Genomic DNA, 18,528 nt, shown 5'->3' on the forward strand with positions numbered 1-18,528 from the left:
TGACGATGGAGGTGACAATTCAGTCACTTTCAGAGTGCCGCTAAATCACTTGCTTATAAAATTTAATCCGAAACTGTGTCCCCTTCCCGCTCTCGCTCGTCACATCGATCACTCCATTCTGGCTGGCAATGATGCTGTGAGCCATCGCAAGTCCTATGCCGATGCTCCCTTCGCCGGCGTTTTTTCCTTTATAAAAACGTTTGAAAATATAAGGCAAATCCTCTTTCGGAATGCCTTTTCCGTTGTCAGCAATGACGATTTCCGTAAATAACGTGTTTTCGGAAAAGGTGATGGTGATTGCTCCGCCTTCATGCGTGTGCTCCACGCCGTTTTTCAAAATATTGATGACCGCTTCGACAGTCCAATTGAAATCGCCGGCAAAAGCGACGTCGTCATCGCCCGCGATGGAAACCGTTTGTTCCTTAATATCCATCGGAATCATAACCGGCTCTAAAGCCTTCTGGATAAGGTTTTTCACGGGGATTCGGTCTTTTTTGAACTGGATAGTCTTCGCGTCCATTTTCGATAATTTTAATAAGGAAGAAACAAGCCAATCAATGCGTTCAAGCTGAATGCGGATATGATGGGTGAACTCCGTTCTTTTGGCAGGAGGCAGGTCAGGGGAGCTTAACAAATCCGCCATAACCTTCATGGAGGTGAGCGGCGTTTTGAGCTGATGCGATATATCGGATATGGCATCTGTCAGTTGAAGTTTGTCCCGGTGCAATAACGACCTGTGCTCCGATAACATGAGCGTCACTTTGTAAATATCATTTTTTAGAATGCTAAGCTCGCCTTCTTGATTATCACGGACGTCAAGGGAATCATTGCCGTTGCTAATTTCCCGCAGATAGACGGACAGCTTCTCTAGCTCGCGGTATCTCCATCTCATGAATAATAAACTGCTGCCAATAAGCAGAATGGATAGAATGGATACGAACACCGCCGAGATAGACGAAATGAAAGCAGCCGCAACGATCGCCGTTAAGCTAATCGAGCCCATGATGAGCAATAAAATCTGAATTTCCCGGTTACGCAGCATCTAATCACCGGCCTTATAGCCTAAACCGCGTATCGTTTTGATCAAAACCGGATGCCCTGGATCATCCTCCAGCTTTTCTCTGAGCCTTTTGATATAAACCGTTAACGTATTGTCGTTCACGAAGTCTCCGGCCACGTCCCAGATTTGCTCCAGAAGCTGATTCCTTGTGAGAACCTGTCCAATGTGGCTGCCAAAGATCAGCAATAAGCGATACTCTAATGCGGTCAACGAAATTTCAGCGCCGTTTTTATGCACTTTGCCTTCCAGCGTATTGATTCGGACATTGCCGATGTCTATGATCGCTATGGTGTAAGACGGCTTCTGGTATCTCCGCAAGACTGTCTTGATCCGGGAGAGCAGCTCACGAACCCGAAAAGGCTTTGTAATATAATCGTCGGCTCCCATGTCAAGCCCCATCACGACATTGACCTCATCGTCAATCACCGTTAAGAAGATGACCGGAATGTCCCGCCGCTCTTTCACCATCTTACACAATTCATAGCCGCTTCCGTCCGGAAGCTGTAAGTCGAACAAGCATAAAGCAAACTGATCGATGTCTTCGGTGAGCACCTTTTTGGCTGAGGCGACATCATGGCAGAGAACGGTTGGAAAACCGTCTTGCTGCAGCGAATATTCCAGGCCCGATGCGATCGTCTTATCATCTTCGACTAATAAAATTTTCATATGCAGATCATCCTTACGCTTGGATTAAATAACAGAGGAGAACGCCAGAAGCGGAACAGAACTTCGAAAGTCTTATTATACGCTGCTATCCAATATAAGTATAATATTTCGCAGCTAATAATTCATATCAATTACTGAAAACCATAAATAGTCCCATTTGCACTTTCAGCCTTTTTTCATAACAAAAAACCGTTAACCCGGTACTTAGATTAACGGTCTAAACTTCAATTTCGTATTATAGATGTTTTTGTGTATCATAATATTCAATTGTTCATTAGTGTTGGCTATCCCAAATTAACCGCCCGGATCTTCTCCAGCGCTACTTTCGGTTTTCGGTCTTCGGTAAGCAGGCCGTTAACCTCATGCTGCACGTCCGTAATCTGCGTATAACAGTAGCCGGAAATAAACGGAATGGCTTTAATCGCTCCGGTTATGCTGCTGAATCGCTCCAGGAAAGCTTCCTCGTTATCCACCTGATTGCCGTAACCCCAGCCATGCTCGCTCCGGAAAGCAATCCCCCCGAACTCGCTGATGATTATCGGTTGGCCTTTATAACTGTAGCCGTGGGCGAACGCAAATTTCCACTCGTTGTACGTGCCGCTGCTCCCCGTAACCGAGTCTTTATCCTTGTATCTTTCGTACAAATCTTCGCCCCGCTCCACATAATCATGAAGAGTCAAAATATCAGAAACAGTGTGCTCCCATCCATCATTGGTGATGACTGGACGATTAGGATCGATGGATTTGGTCAAATGATAAATGCTTTCTGTAAAATTTTGCTGCGTGACGTCATGGATAATATTCTGAATGCCCCAGGATTCGTTAAAGGGCACCCAGGTAATAATGCAGGGGTGATTGTACTGCTGCCGCACAACCTCCAGCCACTCTTTGGTAAAACGTTCAACGGCCTCATCGTTATATTCATAAGCGGCCGCCATTTCGGACCAGACCAGCATACCTTTGACATCGCACCAGTACAGGAAGCGGGCGTCTTCGATTTTCATATGCTTGCGCAAACCGTTGTAGCCCATCTCGGCAATCGCCTCGATATCTTGAATCAGCGCTTCTTCGGACGGAGGCGTCAGATGACTTTCGGTCCAGTAGCCCTGATCCAGGATCAGTCTTTGGTATAGGGGAATATTGTTCAACAGGATTTGGCCGTCTCTAACCGAGATTTTGCGCATGCCGAAATAGGAGCCCACCCGGTCAATCTCCCGTTCTCCTTCATACAGCACAAACTCCACGTCGAACAGATTGGGGTTGCCCGGCGACCAGAGGTTTTGCAGCCAAGGTCCGTTGATGCCGCTCATCATGCCGGTTTCCACCGTCAGCCAGGCCCTGTCCGCCGAAAGGCTCAGCTTTCTTACCATTTCCCCCTTAAACGTAATTTCCGTCTCCAGCCGGAGATCCTTTTTGTTTGTTGTCCCGTTAAACCGGAAATCAAACCGGATCATTTGGCGGTCGATGTCAGGCGTCATTTTCACCATATCCAGGCGGGTTTCATGGACATGTTCGAGCCAGACGCTTTTCCAAATGCCTGTCGTCTGCACATAAAATGAATCATGATTCCGGCCGGCCCAGCGCTGCTTGCCCCGGGGCTGCAGACAGCTGTCGCTGTCTTCCACCTTCAGCACAATCTCATTTTCGGCGCCTTGCCTGAGCAGGCTGGTAATATCAAAGGAAAAACGGGAGTATGCCCCTTCATGTTCCCCCGCAAAACTGCCGTTCACCCAGCAGGCAGCTTTATAATCCACACCTTCAAAATGCAGGATCGTTTGTTTCCCTTCCGCCTCGGGGGTAAGTGTCACTTTTCTGCGGTACCAGATCTGCGGATGGAACTTCTCGTCACCAATCCCGCTCGCCCCAGTTTCATAGGTAAACGGAACGTTTATTTTTTGCGCAGCCGGAAAGTCGTCCATATAGCGTTCGGCAACTCCGGCTTTTACATCATCGAAGCTGAAATCCCACTCCCCGTTCAGATCCAGCCACTGGCTCCGTACAAATTGGGGTCTCGGATAGTTTTTCATATAAAATTTCGTAGCTGCTTCGGTCACGTAGCACCAAATCCTCTCTCTGATCACTGAAGTATTCTCTGTATTTCTTATCACAGATTACTATCTTGTTCAGAGAAAGAAAATGATTTATCCTATCTAATGACTGATCTATTATCCTTTTAAGGAGCGGAAATCAATGATATATCTAAAGCGCTGCGGATATAATGTAATTCACCCTGGGGGCTTTACCGTCGACCGCCCGGACGGCTCCGGGGATTACGTCTTTTTATTCTTCCGGAGCAAAATGGAGCTTAAGATTCATTCGCAGGCTGTATTTGTTGAACCTAATACCTTTATTATATTTAACAAAAACACCCCATATTTCTACCGTGATGCTGAACAACCTTTGGTCCATGACTGGTTTCATTTTGAAATGGAGGCTGCGAATGCATTTTTCGATCGGCTGAATCTCCCTCTGGATACCTTAATAACAGCTTACGACCCCTTCTATATATCCAGAAAAGTGAATGATATTCATTGGGAGAATCTGCAGAACGGAACCTTCTGTAAGGAAATCATCGATAATACCATTCGTTGCCTGTTCATGAAGCTTAGCGACATTCGAAATCATGTGGAGCCGCACAATCAGATTAGTAAATACTATGCCCCGTTCTTGAACCTGAGAAATGAAGTGTTCAGTTCTCCTTCTACTTGGTATACTGTCGAATTCTTGGCGGATAAGATGAATATGAGCCGGTCTTATTTTCAGCATATATACAAACAAATCTTTGGCATACCGGTAGTTAACGACATCATCCTTAACAGACTAAGTTATGCCTCTTATCTACTAAAGAACACATCGTATGCGATCAGCCATATTTCCGGTATTTGCGGTTATGAGAACGATGTACACTTTATGCGGCAATACAAAAAGTTCGCCGGGCTAACTCCAAGTGAATATAGAGGAAGGTCTGAGGTTGGTCGTTAATTCTATCCGCTCGATGTCTTGGAGCTGCAAAAAGCGAGACGGCCTTAACCCGATTTATCTTTTTATTCTCGGCAGAGCTGCCGCCGTAATGAGCGCCAGTGCAGAGAAGGCAATCGACCAGATAAATGCATGATCGAACGCAACAGCTACAGACGCCGGGTCATGTGACATGACCGAATTATACTCGTTCTGCAAAATAATGGCAATTACCGCTGCGCCAAAGGCGCCGCCGATTTGCTGCATAATCCGAGTGGTGCTGCTGGCATGCGGGATTTGTTGTGAAGACAGGCCGATATAGGCGGAAGCCATGACCGGCAGAAACACAGCCCCTAGTCCTGCCCCCCGCACGATCAATGCTGCGCTCAAAAAATAATAGCTCGTATCTGCGCCAAGCTGTGTAAATGGCCATGTTCCAAGCAAGGTAAGCATGGTTCCGGCAAGAACGACGGGCCTCGAACCGATCCGGTCCGTCAGTTTGCCGGCAAGCGATCTTGTCAGCAGCATCCCGATCCCTTGCGGCACGAGCAGCAGACCGGAGATAAGCACGGATTCGCCGCGGACCTGCTGGAAGTATAACGGCAGCAGAAGCATTGCCCCGTAGGTGGTCAGGCCGGATAAAAAGAGCAGAATCGATGATACGGCTAAAGAACGCACCCGGAACAGCCTAACATCAAGCAAAGCTTCATTTTCTTTACGAATTGCATAAACGACAAACACAGCCAAAAGCGCTAAACCCGCTAGAACGGGAACGAGAACAGCCGCATGGCCGAAACCGCGGGTGGAGCTTACTTCTCCAAGACCGTAAATAATGAGAACGATGGCCGGGGACAGCAGCATCAGTCCCAGCAGGTCCAGCCGCAGCGTTCGGGTTCCGCGCTTTTCATTAGGCAGCCCCTTCCACGCCATAATGATGGCAACGATGCAGATCGGAATATTCACCAGGAAAATCCATTTCCAGTTCAGATGATTAATGATGAGGCCACCCAGTACCGGCCCCAAAATCGGTCCAAGCAGCGCCGGCAACCCGACCGTAGCCATCATTTTGCCCATATTTTGCCCTCTGAAGGCGCGTACTCCCAAGGTCTGCATAATCGGCATCAGCAATCCCCCGCCTATTCCCTGTATCGTACGGAAAAAAATCAGGCTTTCCACGTTCCACGCCAAGCTGCATAGAACAGAACCAAACAAGAACATGCCAAGTGAAAATAGCCACATAGGCTTGCCCCCAAATCGCTCCACCGCCCAGCCGGTTATGGGAATGACCATGCCAAGCGCAAGCAGATAACTGGTCATAACCCATTGAATGGTCGACACTGAGGTACTAAATTCCCGAACCAGCGTATCAATAGCAACATTGGTTATCGTCGTGTCGAACAGCGGGGCCAGCATCCCGATCATTAGAATCAACATCATTTTTTTCGCGGCCGCTTGCTGTTCAGCCGGTTCAAGCGTTTCAGTGCTTTGTTTCTGCAAGTTGAAAACCTCCCATTGGTTGTACATATAAGAAACTATTAGTTTCTTATTTGCGTTTATGATATACTATCGCTAAATGAAACGCAACGATTTTTTTAAGGAGTATGAGAAGAATATGTCCCATTCACAAGATCAAGATAAATTGAAAACCAGACGCAGAGGCAAAGAACTGGAAGCGGCTATACTACAGGCGGTACGGGAAGAGTTGAATGAACGAGGATATTCTAATCTTACGATGGATGGAGTGGCGGAACGGTCGGGAACAAGCAAAGCCGTACTTTACCGGCGATGGGCCAACCGTGCTGAGATTGTACTCGCTGCAATCCGGGAACGCGTGCCCCTGCCGCTGGAGGAGGTTCCCGATTACGGGAATCTGCGGGATGATGTTTGCGGCGTGCTTAGATCGATGAATCAGAACAATATCGAAGTGATGATGACGGCTTTCTATGGACTCGTAACGGATATCGGGGCCATGCCGCTTGCATCCCTAATATTCCCCGAAGGACGTAATAACAGGACAATGACAATAGTGCTACAACGAGCCGTAGACCGGGGTGAGGTGCCGGCCGAAGCCGTTACGCCCAGGATGCTTACTCTGCCTGCGGATTTGGCCCGCCATGAGTTAATCCTTTATAATAGACCCATGTCTGAGCAGACGATTGCTGAGATTGTGGACGAAGTGTACTTGCCGCTTGTGTTAAAGCGGTGATTTCCATTTCCGATCCTCTATAAAAAAGGAGGAATGTATATGATTGGTCCGAGAGAAGTTACAAGAGAAGAAAGAATGAATATTGCCAATGGAATCGCAAAGCAATTGTTGGATAAATACGGTGCAGATGTTGAAGCGATTGGTATCTATGGTTCTTTAGCCAGGGAAACGGATGGTCCATTTTCAGATATTGAAATTAAATGTATTTTGCATTCTTTGGAAGATGGTTTTAGCTATGAATGGACATCAGGTGACTGGAAAGCAGAAGTAAACCTTGATAATAAGGAAAGTTTTATAGAAGAAGCCACTGCTATAGAAGAAGATTGGCCGCTTACTCATGGACAATTCTTCACTATACTCCCCGTTTATGACCCGATGGGATTTTTTGAAGAGCTGAGACAACAAGCAGGTTCCGTGGATAACTCCATTTTTAAAGAAGCGGTTTGTAAAACATTAGTTGAGGAAATGTACGAATACATCGGTAAATTAAGAAATATAAAAATTCAAGGACCTGCAACATATTTGCCTGCATTGGCGATAAAAATAGCAACTGGGGGTGCGATGATTTTAGGTTTACACCATAAACGCTATTTTACTACAGCAGCTCAAGTATTACCGGAAGCCTTACTATTCACAGATAAGCCCTGTGGGTTCGATGAACTATGCCAGCTCGTGATGTCGGGCCACCTCTATGACTCTAAAAGGATATTTGATGCATGTGAAGACTTTTGGAATGGTTTGATGGACTGGTCGAAAAAGAATGGTTATATTATTAATTATTCTAACGGTGTACCCTTTTGATTGAAAATCTCAAAATTATAAAACCAATTTCTAAATATTATTGAGAAATTGGTTTTTCGTGATAGATTTCTACTGTACTAAATGATCCAAATCCGGCTGCAATTTGGTCCGCAGAGCATATAGCATGAAGGCACCCACAAGGAACGCGACGGCATCCGAAATGACGAGCGACCAGACCACCCCGTGGAAACCGTTCATTTGATTTGCGATATAGAGCACAGGGATCAGGGTGATTCCTTGAATAATTGACATAATAAATGCGGCGGTTCCCTGTGCTGTGGCTTGAAAGATCCCCGTAAACAGTGAGGTCATTCCTGTAATGAACAAGGATAGGAATGTCACATGTAATATGTAGCTCCCCATCTCAATCAATTGCGGGTCATTCGTGAACAAACCGATTAAATGGTCGGAAATCAGATAGACGATAACGCCGAACATCACTGCTAACGCGACAATCGTTTTAATCGTGAATTGTATGGTATGCTTCATGCGCAATCTATTTGCTGTAAAAGAGAAAGCAATGAGCGGCACGACTCCCTCGCTTAAGCCCATCAGAATTAACTCGGGGAATTGCAATAGGCGAGATGATATGCCGAACCCTGCGATAGCCTGCTCCCCATACTCGACAAGATAACGGTTGAAGATGAGCGACATTGCACCCATGAAGATACTCATCACAAAGACGGGAACTCCGATTTTGAATACATTGCCCAGAATGTCCTTGGTAGGCTTGAACTGTTTGATTGAGATTGTTAAAAATCGGCTCTTAAAACCTATATGGTAGGCGTAATAAGCACTCGCAACCAAGTTGGAAATGACTGTAGCAGATGCAACGCCAATCACATCCCAATGAAAGACGAAGATGACTAGTGCATCAAGAATAATGTTCACCACCACACTTAGAAGCATACCGACCATCGATGTAATGGCTGCACCCTCCGAGCGTACGATATTCTCCAGCGTGAAGAATAATCCAACGAAAGGTGAACCAATAAGCATAATCGTGACATAGTCCTTGGTAAACCCGAAGGAGTCAGGCGTTGCTCCCAAGCCATGAACGATTGAATCGATAAGCGGGAGGCCGAGGGCCATTGCGATTAGACCAAGAACTAAACTGCTGTAGAAGGCAAAAGAAGAGACATGCTTTACATCTGCATATTTCTTCTCTCCCAGCAACCGGGAGATGAAGGCACTGCTGCCGACACCAATCAGGTTGCCTAGCGCCATAATAACCGCGAATAACGGCAAGGTTAGAGCGAGTGCGGTTAGCATGGCCGTATTATTAAGTGTGCCAATGAAAAAGGCATTCAAGATAGAATAGATAACACTCATAGATGTGCCTAGCATCATCGGCAGTGCGAAGTGAGCAACAGCTTTTGCAACCGGTGCTTTTTCAAAGTAATGGAGGTTTTCTGTATCCATGCGGGGTCACCATTTTCTTATATTTTTGGTTTAATTCGGCTTTCAAATTACTTAGAACCCTAACTATATGTTGAATATGAACCAAACGGCGCAGCACAAACTAACCCGTAACTGCGTAGGACCACTTTGCGGGTGTGCTGTTATTGCGCTGCCTTACTCTTCATCCTTCTCTCTTGGAAAGGCAGCGCCTGCTTGATGAAAAAGCTCTACTTACTTATCATCCTGATCATGTGACTTATCGGGTGAAGAATTACCTCCGTCTCTGGAAGGCCTGCCGAATCCGTGCATTCCGTTTCCGTGACCTTCTCTGCCAAACCCGGGGAACCTTCCGTTAAAGCGCCCGTCCCCCAGCTCTTCCCACATTCTGCTCATTTGTCCGCGCATGGACATTAGTCTTTCAAATTCCTCTGTACCCATACGCTCCTTGGCGGCCTCCATCCAAAGAGCCGTTACGTCCCGCTCTGCATCTGTTCCAAGCTCTTCCTCCAAGGTCATAATAATACGGTCTGTGTATTCCCCATAAGCAACCTGCTCTTCGGGCAGCAGGCGGGAAAATATATCGCCTCTGTCTAACTCTTGTCCCTCTTCCTCCTGTCCTTTTTGCGTGAGGTAAATCAATATGATGCGCTTATCTGTTTCTGATGGCTTACGGGTGATATATTCAGCTTTCTCCAATTTTGCAAGCAATTCATTAAGGGATGATACACGGATGTCCAGCATATAGGATAAATCCTTTGTACTGATACCGTCTTTCATCCGGAGAAATGCCAATATCCTGCCTTGCCCGCGTGACGTGTCAGCCATAGGGCCAACAGCGGCGTGGGTTTTCAAATGTTGCCTCTGTAACAGCCATTGCAGTTTCGCCAGTTTTTCATACAATTCAGTATTCATGTTTATTTTGAAGCCTCCTTAATTGTGTTTGTTTATTTCTTTTAACGGTACCTGTTTATTATATTGTAACGGTACCTGTTGATTCGTATTATAACGGTACCTGTTGTATTTGTCGAAATTTTTTACAGGTGCCGTTAGAATATTTCGACTTAAGGAGTCGAAGCAGCAAAAAAAGCCCTGCATCTCTGCAAGGCATCATTAGTATTCCAACACCAATGAGTTGTACTTTCTCTATCGTCTGAGGGGAAATAAACGACCGATAATTTCCATAACGCCGCCAATTTCGGCTTGGATGTGTTCAAGCTTTTCTTCTGCCGCAGAAAAAATTACCGCCGTCGACGGACCTCCTGAGGCATTCAGTTTTTCTGTGATCCCTGGAACTGCCTGAAAACTGCAGCCGTTCAACTCTGCCAGAAGTCCTGCCTCATACCCTGCCCCCTTAGAGCCGACCGGATGAATCTCATGCACCTCAGGCGAGGCTACAAGTGGCTGCAGCTGCCGGATACTGCACCGTCTCGCCTCCTGTTCCAATACTGCGCTACCTATCAGCGGTTCCCCCAACATAACCACACAGTCTCCGGCAACCGACCGCATCAGCTTCAGCCGTTCCTCATCGGTTTCCCCGATTACGGTAATCCCTACGCCGGTCTGGCATGATTTGAAATTGTCCTCCGTGCTGCCGTTCAAATGAGCCTCCGTGAGTCCGGCTTCGTCCAGCAGCCTTTGTACACCGCGGATAATTTCGTTCCCTGTGGGATGCTTTTCCACAGCCAGGGTATCCACTACGCTAAGAATGTCCGCTCCAATGGACAAGACTTCCATAACCGCAACTCTGGCTGTATAATAACCGACTATATCCGGCGGAGCCTGTACAGCATCCATTGGCTTGTTCCCGATACTTGCACTGGAGTCACAGCCTATGACCAATAAGCGGCTTCCCGCCCTACGCACTAAAGTTAAATCGCGAATTTTTTGTATTGACGGTTTCAATTATTGCAATCCCCCTGACAACTTCGTACGCATTGAAGTTTGACGTTTCAGCCCTTACAATATTTCGATATACCCTTCTGTCCCATGCACGCGAATTCGTTGCCCGTCTTGTATCAGGCTGGTTGCATTCTCTACTCCAACAACTGCCGGCAAACCATATTCACGTGCAATAACGGCTCCATGGGTCATCAGTCCGCCAACTTCGGTGACCAGGCCTTTAATGGATACAAACAAGGGTGTCCAGCTGGGGTCAGTAAACGCAGTGACCAATATATCACCTTCCTCCAGATCAGCATCTTCCATATTTAAGATGACACGTGCCCGTCCCTCAATAACTCCGGAAGACACCGGCAGACCTGCAATAGCTTCGGCCGGCAGATTTTCCCGCTTGTACTTACCTGCAATGATTTCACCATCAGATGTAAGCACCCGGGGTGGAGTTAGTTTGTCATATAATTTGTACTCTTCTTTTCGTTGGGTGATGATCTGGTAATCCAGTTTATTTGTGCGTACGACTTCGTGAAGCTTTTCGAACGTGAGGTAATAGATATCTTCTTTTTCATGAATAACGCCCGCTTGTACTAGTTGTTCGGCTTCTTTCAGTAAAGCCCGCTTATAAACGAAGAAGCGATTAATATATGCATATTTTGGATATTCCCGATATCCAATCAGATTTCGGACCAGGCCGATCATTCGTTTTGTCTCTTTGGCTTTTTGTTCGCCATCCGGCAATCGCTTCAACCGCTCTAATAACTCTTGTTCTTTATTCAAAGCTTCCTGTCGCCCCTGCTCAAATTTCCGCTTTCCGGCATTAGGCTCAAAGTTTCTGATGTTACCCAGAATCATGGGAACAAGCGTAATCGGTTTTTCACTCCAGCGGGTTCTGGTAATATCGATCTCTCCGGTGCATCGCATTCCGTATTTGTCCAGATAAGCAGTGATCGCGTCTAGGGATTCCTGTCCGCCCTCAAACTTAACCAATTCATCCAAAAAGCGATCATCTTCTACATGTTGTAAATACGTAATGACGTCCGGGTAAGGGCGTATCACATCTGCGACATCCATTAGAGCCAAGCCCATTTCCGAAGTGATATTGTTAGGTACAGATTGAGACAGCGTATCTGCTGCGTTTTTTTCACCCAACCACTCCATCATTTTTTCATTGATCCATGCTGAAGCATTCATAGCTGTCATAATCACACCAAAGCTTCGTGGATCAGATACGCTCTTCCTCGTTCTGAATTCCTGGATATCTTCCTGGATAAAATCAAACAGATCCACTCCTGATTTCGTTTGGATCTTATGTTTTAACTCTTCGATCGATGATTCACTTCGCTGAATCAAATCAGAAACGATTGCCGGATCATAATCGTTAAGTGTTTCATAATTCGCAGGCGCCGGACCTTGATTGCTTTTACCGTCACCCTGTTCTGTCTTATCATCCGGTGCCGGTTTTATAAAATCCCCCCGCTCTAGGACGGTCGTCAAGGCATCTTTAATGAGCGGATCGTTTTTTCCCAGGACATTTATTAAAGTTTCCCTGCCCGAAGGTGAAGCCAGCATAAGCGAAACATCAACAAACAGCCTTCCGCCTGCTTTACGCATGGGTGCTGGAGTTAGCAACAGGTAAAAAGACAAGCCCAGTGGTTTCATGGGATCTGTCATCATTTGTTGGTGACCTACAGACACATAAACGTGATTCTCTTGATCATTCTGTTCAGGGATGGGATATAAAGTAGTGATGGGCCGGCTCTGGACAATATAAAAAGTACCATCGGCCAAACACCATTCAATATCTTGCGGGCAGCCAAAATGAGCTTCGATTTGCCTTCCAATGCTTGCCAGCTGTAAAATTTGGGGTTCAGTAAGTGTTTGAGCCGTTTGCTGACCGGGATCGAGCTGCCGGGTCTCTGTTCCGCCTTCTTTTAGTCCATAAATAGCCAGTTTTTTGGTTGCAATCCTCTTATCGACGATATTCTCTTCCTGTACCTTATAACAATCGGCTGAGACCAGGCCTGAAACCAGTGCCTCGCCGAGCCCAAAACTGGCATCGATCGACAGCAGCTTCCGGTTGGAAGTAATCGGATCAGCGGTGAACAAAATCCCCGAAGCCTGCGGGAAAACCATCCTTTGCACGATAACGGATAAATAAACTTGACTGTGGTCAAAGCCATTTTGCATACGATAAATTACCGCGCGGTCCGTAAACAGGGAAGCCCAGCATTTGCTGATATGCTGCAGGATTGCATCGGCGCCGATGATATTCAAAAAGGTGTCTTGTTGGCCGGCAAAAGAGGCATGCGGCAGATCCTCAGCAGTCGCACTAGAACGAACTGCATAGCTATGCTCATCACCAAGCTGGGAGAGATAGTGAGTTACTGCTGTGACAACATCGGAAGGCATTTCTGCTTCCATAATGATTTGGCGAATTTTTCTGCTGACTTCACGAATGGAATCCCAATCTTCTACTTTTAACAAGGTGAGCTGCTTCAACAACGCGTGATACATTTCGTTTTGTCCGATGGCCTGCTGATACCCTGCGGTTGTAACACAAAAACCTTCTGGCACTTGGATTCCTTCAATTTTGGATAACTTCCCCAAGTTCAATCCTTTTCCGCCAACAAGCAACAGCTGCGAATGTTCCACTTCCTGAAAACCGAGAACCAAAGCACTCATTCATAATCTCCCCTAACCATTAAATTGAGAAAAAAACTGTTGACAAGGATTTCACCGGCATGTTACACTTAGAATGTAAGATAAGATATTCATGTCGCAAATCTCCTCAAAAGTGGCAAATAGATTATATCATCGTGCCTGTATATATGCAATATGTAAGAGCCTGAGTATTTTACTCAGGTTTTTTTGGTTTTCTGCTACCCTGTCAGTCTTTTACGGTTTCGAAGCAAAAAAAATAAAAAATAGGGATGGAACTGTCCCATCCCTAATTCTATAGTCCAAGCAGGGCACTGGCTCCTTGCTCAAGCACATTTGCTTACTTTAATATTGACCTTTGATTACAAAAAACGAGCCCCGAATGGTTCCGGCCAGTTTGGACTTCTGCCTGGCAAACTTAAACTTTGTCTCTAACTCCTTAGGGACCTCCATCCCCTCAGAAAGCTTAAAACCAACAGCCCGCTTCTTAGAGTCATCCACCGTATACATGACATTGACCGCAAGGCCATCCTCATAAAAAACGTAGGCAAATTGGATATTTTCCACTTGAAAACGCGAAGTTTCTAAAGGTTTGGCCGAAAATTCAATATCACGTTCTTCTTTTAAAATCCGGTGCACATAGGCAAGGGTCTCCTGGCTTTCGCTGGCGGGTACCACTTTAAATTCATGCTTGTATTTGTTCATAAAGTAACGGGCTTCATTAGCCCGTAAACCGGCAAGCGCTTCGGCTACGGGGGAAGATTCTAAACCAACCGTAGACACATTTTTAAAATCAACGATATTCGGCATTCTCTTCTCTCCTCTCTTTATTTCCTTACAACAGGAATCCACATTTCCCCAAAAACCAAGCCGTCCCGCTGCCCCATTTCCACCGATGTGTTCGGCCCCCCGACATAGGCAAAATCCTTGGCTTCCGGCAAGGCTTGGCCAAAGGCAACGCCGGCCAGCTTATTATTTAATTCATCGGCTGTCTGCGCTTCTCCTTTAACAACCAGGTATTCCCCTTTAGGAAATTGAATCACTCTCGCTTCTTCCGGTGCCGCTGCCTCGGTCATAACGCCGGCATAATACATCATCTTGCTGTTCACCGCTTCGTTTACGGCAAAAATGTAGTCATTGGCGGCAATGCCTTTTAAATAATCAAGCCTTCCATCCTGGCTGACAGCGTGCCAAAAGTCTGACTTTTCCTTGTTAATGCCGGCATAATCTGTGTAATCGCTCTTTAGCTCAGTTCCTAAACCTATAACAATAAAGCTGTCTTTATGCTCCAGAGTATATTCTGCCATTTTTAAAACTCCTCTTTTTGTGGATTAATCAAATGATTTGTCTTCTTCACTTGATAAGTATATGATAGCTTTGAATCATGTCAAAAAATGATACTGTTTAGGAGTCCCGATGAAAAAAGTTGAACGGATTAATACCATCATGCGGTATATTAACAATCGTGCCCATTTTACCATTTCTGAAATCATGCGGGAGTTCAACATCTCCCGTTCAACGGCTATTAGGGATATCCGGGAAATTGAAGCCTTGGGGATGCCGCTTGTCGCTGAAGTTGGAAGGGATGGCGGGTATTCTGTCATGCGCAACTCTGTCCTTCCGGTTGTCCGGTTTACCGATAATGAGGTCAAAGCTCTTTTTATCGCTTTTATGGCAACAAGAAATCAACAGCTCCCCTATTTAAAAAGCCGCCAGTCTTTGGCTGAAAAATTACTGGGCCTCATCTCCGAAAATCAGCAGGATGACCTGTTTCATTTAAATCAAATTTTGCTTTTTGAAGGGACCAATCCGAGCAATCCCGACCTGCTTGATCTTTCAGACCTCCCCCATCCCATGTTAGAACAACTGATTCAAATCCTTCTTGTGGACAGCTATTTATTAATTACCGTCGAAGAAAAGAAGGTGATTAAGTCTTATCCCATTTATCTCTTGCACCTTTACCGTGAGAAAAGCCTTTGGCTGATTGAAGGCTTTGACTTACAGGAAGAAAAGAAGCAGATTTATCCAGTCGACCATCTCACCAATGTCATACCCCACCCGGCGAAAAAAAGATTAAGCAAGAAAAAGATACTGGAAAAACTAAGCAAGCAGGAAGAGGAGATTAATCTTATCCTTGAGCTTGGTCCTGATGCGATTGCCCAATTCAAAAAATACCATCCCTTAAATATTTCAATTTCCTATACGAATCCTTACCAGACCACAGCCATTCTAAAGACTTTTATCAATGTTAATAAGCCCAAAGAAGCGGCCGAAATCACAAATTGGCTGCTGTTCCTGGGTGGGGATATCAAGGTTAGGCAAATGCCGGAAGAAGTCTTAGAAGGTTTACAAGAGAGAATACGCTTATACTGCCCTTTATAAAGGGCCCTTTATACCCTATTTTCTCAAGTACGAGGAGAGCATTTATAATCACTTTTAAGCAAAAAGAAGCACGCCAATGTAGGCGTGCTTCTTGATTTACTTGCTATGCTCAACTTATTCCTTCCCCATCGTGCTGATGTCGATCACAAACCGGTACCGGACATCTGAAGCTAATACCCGCTCCCAAGCTTCATCAATCTGATTAGCATGAATAATCTCAATTTCCGGAGCAATACGGTGTTCAGCACAGAAATCAAGCATTTCCTGCGTTTCACGAATCCCGCCAATCATCGATCCGGCAAACGACCGGCGGTGGCCGATAAGTGACATTGCGTTGACCGGCAATGGTTCTGCCGGCGCTCCAACGTTGACCAGCGTACCATCCAACGACAGCAATGACAGGTAAGCATTGATATCAATTTTTGCGCTCACTGTATTGATAATAAGGTCAAACGAGCCGGCCAGCTGCTTAAACGTTTCCGGGTCGCTAGAAGCATAATAATAATCTGCCCCGAGCTCCAGGGCCTCTTCTTTTTTCTTCAATGTCTGTGATAGAACAGTAACCTCAGCCCCCATTGCATGAGCAAGCTTCAGGGCCATGTGTCCAAGCCCGCCAAGTCCAACAACAGCTATTTTCTTACCTGGACCGGCTTCCCAATGGCGGAGCGGCGAGTATGTCGTGATGCCGGCACAGAGCAGCGGAGCTGCGGCATCCAGCTCAATGCCGTCTGGAATGCGAACCACGAAATCTTCGGTTACAACGATATGCGTGGAATAACCTCCTTGCGTATATTGGCCATATCTGTCTATGGCAGCATAAGTACCTGTCATTCCATGAAGACAATACTGTTCTTCGCCCTTATGGCAATTAGCACATTCTCCGCAGGAGTCAACCATACAGCCTACCCCTACACGGTCGCCAACCACATACTTTGTAACTTCAGAGCCAATCTGAGAGACAATTCCGGCAATCTCGTGTCCTGGAACCAGCGGATATTTTACCGGTCCCCACTCGCCGCGGGCTGTATGAATGTCAGAGTGGCAAATCCCGGCGTACCTAATCTCAATGAGGACATCATGAGGTTGAAGCTCTCTCCGCTCAATGGTGGTCAGCTTGAACGGACCTTCTGGACTAAAAGTAGCCCGTGCATTAACAGTTATCATTGCAGTACCTCCTGTAATTATATAAACAACATAATTTGTTTAATCAACTCTCATCTATTATTATAGAGGGGAGAAGTCTGCGTTCAATAGTTAAAAATTACCGATCTGTTGATATATCAACAGATCCTTTGAAATTGTTGATTATGGGAGGAAATAATGATGGCAAAGCTGGACCGGAGAATTCAAAAAACCCAGGAAGCTTTGAAGAATGCGGTTATAGAGCTAATGGGTGAAAAGGATTTCGATAATATCACTATTCAGGACATCGCAGACCGGGCTAATCTGAACCGGGGTACGATTTATCTGCATTATCAGGACAAATATGATTTATTAGACAAGCTCATTGAGTCACACATTAATGAAATAGCAGAGATGGATAAATGGGCATGTGATGAAGAATGGATGGATGCTTTTATTCCTTACTTTGAATATTTCAAGCAAAACCATTTGTTTTTTTCCACCATGTTAACCAGTAAAGGGGCTGGTCCCTCCTATTTTAGAACCCGGCTTCTTGCTCACTGTATCGCAGGCTTTCAATGCGAGATTGATAGGGAGAGCGGCAAAAATAATAATCTAAAGGATGATGTGATTCTGCAGTTTGCCGGAACCGCATATGCAGGCGTAATTGAATGGTGGATCATAAATGGGATGCCCTATCCGCCGGAGGTAATGGCCAAACAAGTAGGCGTCCTGCTTGAGAGAAGTTTATAATCCTCCTCTCTCTACAGTTCAAACCATTCATCCTTGACCGCTTCGAACCATTCGGTTTCTTCACCAACAAGAAAAGACGGGCCCGTAGCAGCCCGCCATTGAAATTTATATTGTTCGATGTCTTCTGGGGAGGAAGAGTTTGTCAAATTGATTACTGTCGGTACTCTTTCTCATCTCCAGTATTTCCACTGTACCGATGGGCGTGTGGAACTCTACCGTTTATTGTTGTATATCCTTCAAAGTGATGGTAATGACCACCGCCTGTCAAGGGTATTGCTGGTCCTGTAGTTCCCCTAATTAAGTGCGTATGTTGATCGTTAAAGGATGTTTCTGCATAATAATTATGAACATGCGGAACACCGCTTGGGGCTGGTTCTGTTACTCCAGCGTAGTGGTGGTAATGCCCATCATCAACCGAGGTATTTCCTTTAAATGGATGAACATGAAAATTAACGGGTCTTCCATCCCAAGAATTAATAAAAAGTTTGTGCGAATGTTCGAAATCGGGACCATGGGAATGCATAACAAAACCTGTTATTGGTATTTCCATCAGTAGCCACCTCACTTTATCAACTGCTATATGCTATGAAAGAGGTGATCTAAATGTTCAATTATGTTTCGTACG

The 18,528-nt window shown here is 45.7% G+C and carries 17 protein-coding genes; 5 read left to right on the top strand and 12 right to left on the bottom strand.

What is annotated here, in order from left to right; all coding sequences use genetic code 11:
- Positions 1-40: 40 nt before the first annotated feature.
- The 3 genes from PGRAT_RS15385 to PGRAT_RS15395 form a co-directional block, all read right to left on the bottom strand.
- A complete protein-coding gene (locus PGRAT_RS15385) occupies positions 41-1,042 on the bottom strand; it encodes a sensor histidine kinase (RefSeq protein ID WP_025706730.1) in 1,002 nt (333 codons plus the stop codon).
- Positions 1,043-1,726, bottom strand: coding sequence for a response regulator transcription factor (locus tag PGRAT_RS15390; RefSeq protein ID WP_025706729.1), 684 nt, complete (start codon positions 1,724-1,726; stop codon positions 1,043-1,045).
- Positions 1,727-2,010: 284 nt separating this feature from the next.
- Complete coding sequence (locus PGRAT_RS15395; RefSeq protein WP_036705743.1) at positions 2,011-3,753, bottom strand: glycoside hydrolase family 2 protein; 1,743 nt, start codon at positions 3,751-3,753, stop codon at positions 2,011-2,013.
- A gap of 163 nt (positions 3,754-3,916) precedes the next feature.
- On the opposite strand from PGRAT_RS15395, the gene PGRAT_RS15400 reads away from it, so the two are divergent.
- Positions 3,917-4,708 carry an AraC family transcriptional regulator gene (locus PGRAT_RS15400; RefSeq protein ID WP_025706727.1) on the top strand — a complete coding sequence of 264 codons (792 nt, stop codon included), beginning with the start codon at positions 3,917-3,919 and terminating at the stop codon, positions 4,706-4,708.
- 54 nt (positions 4,709-4,762) lie between these two features.
- Here PGRAT_RS15400 and PGRAT_RS15405 read toward each other — a convergent pair whose 3' ends face one another.
- Complete coding sequence (locus PGRAT_RS15405) at positions 4,763-6,181, bottom strand: MDR family MFS transporter (RefSeq protein WP_036705739.1); 1,419 nt, start codon at positions 6,179-6,181, stop codon at positions 4,763-4,765.
- Positions 6,182-6,296: 115 nt separating this feature from the next.
- On the opposite strand from PGRAT_RS15405, the gene PGRAT_RS15410 reads away from it, so the two are divergent.
- Positions 6,297-6,890: a TetR/AcrR family transcriptional regulator gene (locus tag PGRAT_RS15410; protein ID WP_025706726.1), complete on the top strand. Its 594-nt coding sequence runs from the start codon at positions 6,297-6,299 to the stop codon at positions 6,888-6,890.
- A gap of 39 nt (positions 6,891-6,929) precedes the next feature.
- Complete coding sequence (locus tag PGRAT_RS15415; protein WP_051424753.1) at positions 6,930-7,691, top strand: ANT(4')-I family aminoglycoside nucleotidyltransferase; 762 nt, start codon at positions 6,930-6,932, stop codon at positions 7,689-7,691.
- Positions 7,692-7,760: 69 nt separating this feature from the next.
- Here PGRAT_RS15415 and PGRAT_RS15420 read toward each other — a convergent pair whose 3' ends face one another.
- From PGRAT_RS15420 to PGRAT_RS15445, 6 genes are all read right to left on the bottom strand, one after another.
- Entirely contained in the window at positions 7,761-9,113 is a 1,353-nt protein-coding gene (locus tag PGRAT_RS15420; protein WP_025706723.1) for an MATE family efflux transporter, read from the bottom strand.
- 210 nt (positions 9,114-9,323) lie between these two features.
- Positions 9,324-10,004 carry a MarR family transcriptional regulator gene (locus tag PGRAT_RS15425; RefSeq protein WP_025706722.1) on the bottom strand — a complete coding sequence of 227 codons (681 nt, stop codon included), beginning with the start codon at positions 10,002-10,004 and terminating at the stop codon, positions 9,324-9,326.
- Between the two features lie 231 nt (positions 10,005-10,235).
- Complete coding sequence (locus tag PGRAT_RS15430; protein WP_052415717.1) at positions 10,236-10,931, bottom strand: AIR synthase related protein; 696 nt, start codon at positions 10,929-10,931, stop codon at positions 10,236-10,238.
- A gap of 117 nt (positions 10,932-11,048) precedes the next feature.
- Positions 11,049-13,670, bottom strand: coding sequence for a phosphoenolpyruvate synthase (gene ppsA / locus PGRAT_RS15435; protein WP_025704658.1), 2,622 nt, complete (start codon positions 13,668-13,670; stop codon positions 11,049-11,051).
- Positions 13,671-13,991: 321 nt separating this feature from the next.
- Positions 13,992-14,456: a DUF8821 family protein gene (locus PGRAT_RS15440; RefSeq protein ID WP_025704657.1), complete on the bottom strand. Its 465-nt coding sequence runs from the start codon at positions 14,454-14,456 to the stop codon at positions 13,992-13,994.
- A 17-nt stretch (positions 14,457-14,473) separates the two neighbouring features.
- Positions 14,474-14,953 carry a GyrI-like domain-containing protein gene (locus PGRAT_RS15445; RefSeq protein WP_025704656.1) on the bottom strand — a complete coding sequence of 160 codons (480 nt, stop codon included), beginning with the start codon at positions 14,951-14,953 and terminating at the stop codon, positions 14,474-14,476.
- Between the two features lie 109 nt (positions 14,954-15,062).
- Between PGRAT_RS15445 and PGRAT_RS15450 the strand changes: the two genes are divergently transcribed.
- Positions 15,063-16,028, top strand: a complete 966-nt coding sequence (locus tag PGRAT_RS15450; protein WP_025704655.1) for a helix-turn-helix transcriptional regulator — start codon at positions 15,063-15,065, stop codon at positions 16,026-16,028.
- A 114-nt stretch (positions 16,029-16,142) separates the two neighbouring features.
- Here the strand turns inward: PGRAT_RS15450 and PGRAT_RS15455 are convergent, their stop codons facing one another.
- Positions 16,143-17,192, bottom strand: a complete 1,050-nt coding sequence (locus PGRAT_RS15455; protein ID WP_025704654.1) for an NAD(P)-dependent alcohol dehydrogenase — start codon at positions 17,190-17,192, stop codon at positions 16,143-16,145.
- A gap of 159 nt (positions 17,193-17,351) precedes the next feature.
- Between PGRAT_RS15455 and PGRAT_RS15460 the strand changes: the two genes are divergently transcribed.
- Complete coding sequence (locus tag PGRAT_RS15460; RefSeq protein WP_025704653.1) at positions 17,352-17,903, top strand: TetR/AcrR family transcriptional regulator; 552 nt, start codon at positions 17,352-17,354, stop codon at positions 17,901-17,903.
- Positions 17,904-18,054: 151 nt separating this feature from the next.
- On the opposite strand, the gene PGRAT_RS32430 is transcribed toward PGRAT_RS15460, so the two are convergent.
- Positions 18,055-18,453, bottom strand: a complete 399-nt coding sequence (locus PGRAT_RS32430; protein WP_081758688.1) for a YmaF family protein — start codon at positions 18,451-18,453, stop codon at positions 18,055-18,057.
- Positions 18,454-18,528: the final 75 nt, after the last annotated feature.

This window comes from Paenibacillus graminis, assembly GCF_000758705.1.
GTDB lineage: Bacteria > Bacillota > Bacilli > Paenibacillales > Paenibacillaceae > Paenibacillus_AQ > Paenibacillus_AQ graminis.

Bases quoted from the DNA above. Each gene is read 5' to 3' on its own strand.
- PGRAT_RS15385 (WP_025706730.1), bottom strand. From the start codon at position 1,042: ATGCTGCGTAACCGGGAAATTCAGATTTTATTGCTCATCATGGGCTCG.
- PGRAT_RS15390 (WP_025706729.1), bottom strand. From the start codon at position 1,726: ATGAAAATTTTATTAGTCGAAGATGATAAGACGATCGCATCGGGCCTG.
- PGRAT_RS15395 (WP_036705743.1), bottom strand. From the start codon at position 3,753: ATGAAAAACTATCCGAGACCCCAATTTGTACGGAGCCAGTGGCTGGAT.
- PGRAT_RS15400 (WP_025706727.1), top strand. From the start codon at position 3,917: ATGATATATCTAAAGCGCTGCGGATATAATGTAATTCACCCTGGGGGC.
- PGRAT_RS15410 (WP_025706726.1), top strand. From the start codon at position 6,297: ATGTCCCATTCACAAGATCAAGATAAATTGAAAACCAGACGCAGAGGC.
- PGRAT_RS15415 (WP_051424753.1), top strand. From the start codon at position 6,930: ATGATTGGTCCGAGAGAAGTTACAAGAGAAGAAAGAATGAATATTGCC.
- PGRAT_RS15420 (WP_025706723.1), bottom strand. From the start codon at position 9,113: ATGGATACAGAAAACCTCCATTACTTTGAAAAAGCACCGGTTGCAAAA.
- PGRAT_RS15425 (WP_025706722.1), bottom strand. From the start codon at position 10,004: ATGAATACTGAATTGTATGAAAAACTGGCGAAACTGCAATGGCTGTTA.
- ppsA (WP_025704658.1), bottom strand. From the start codon at position 13,670: ATGAGTGCTTTGGTTCTCGGTTTTCAGGAAGTGGAACATTCGCAGCTG.
- PGRAT_RS15440 (WP_025704657.1), bottom strand. From the start codon at position 14,456: ATGCCGAATATCGTTGATTTTAAAAATGTGTCTACGGTTGGTTTAGAA.
- PGRAT_RS15445 (WP_025704656.1), bottom strand. From the start codon at position 14,953: ATGGCAGAATATACTCTGGAGCATAAAGACAGCTTTATTGTTATAGGT.
- PGRAT_RS15450 (WP_025704655.1), top strand. From the start codon at position 15,063: ATGAAAAAAGTTGAACGGATTAATACCATCATGCGGTATATTAACAAT.
- PGRAT_RS15455 (WP_025704654.1), bottom strand. From the start codon at position 17,192: ATGATAACTGTTAATGCACGGGCTACTTTTAGTCCAGAAGGTCCGTTC.
- PGRAT_RS15460 (WP_025704653.1), top strand. From the start codon at position 17,352: ATGGCAAAGCTGGACCGGAGAATTCAAAAAACCCAGGAAGCTTTGAAG.
- PGRAT_RS32430 (WP_081758688.1), bottom strand. From the start codon at position 18,453: ATGGAAATACCAATAACAGGTTTTGTTATGCATTCCCATGGTCCCGAT.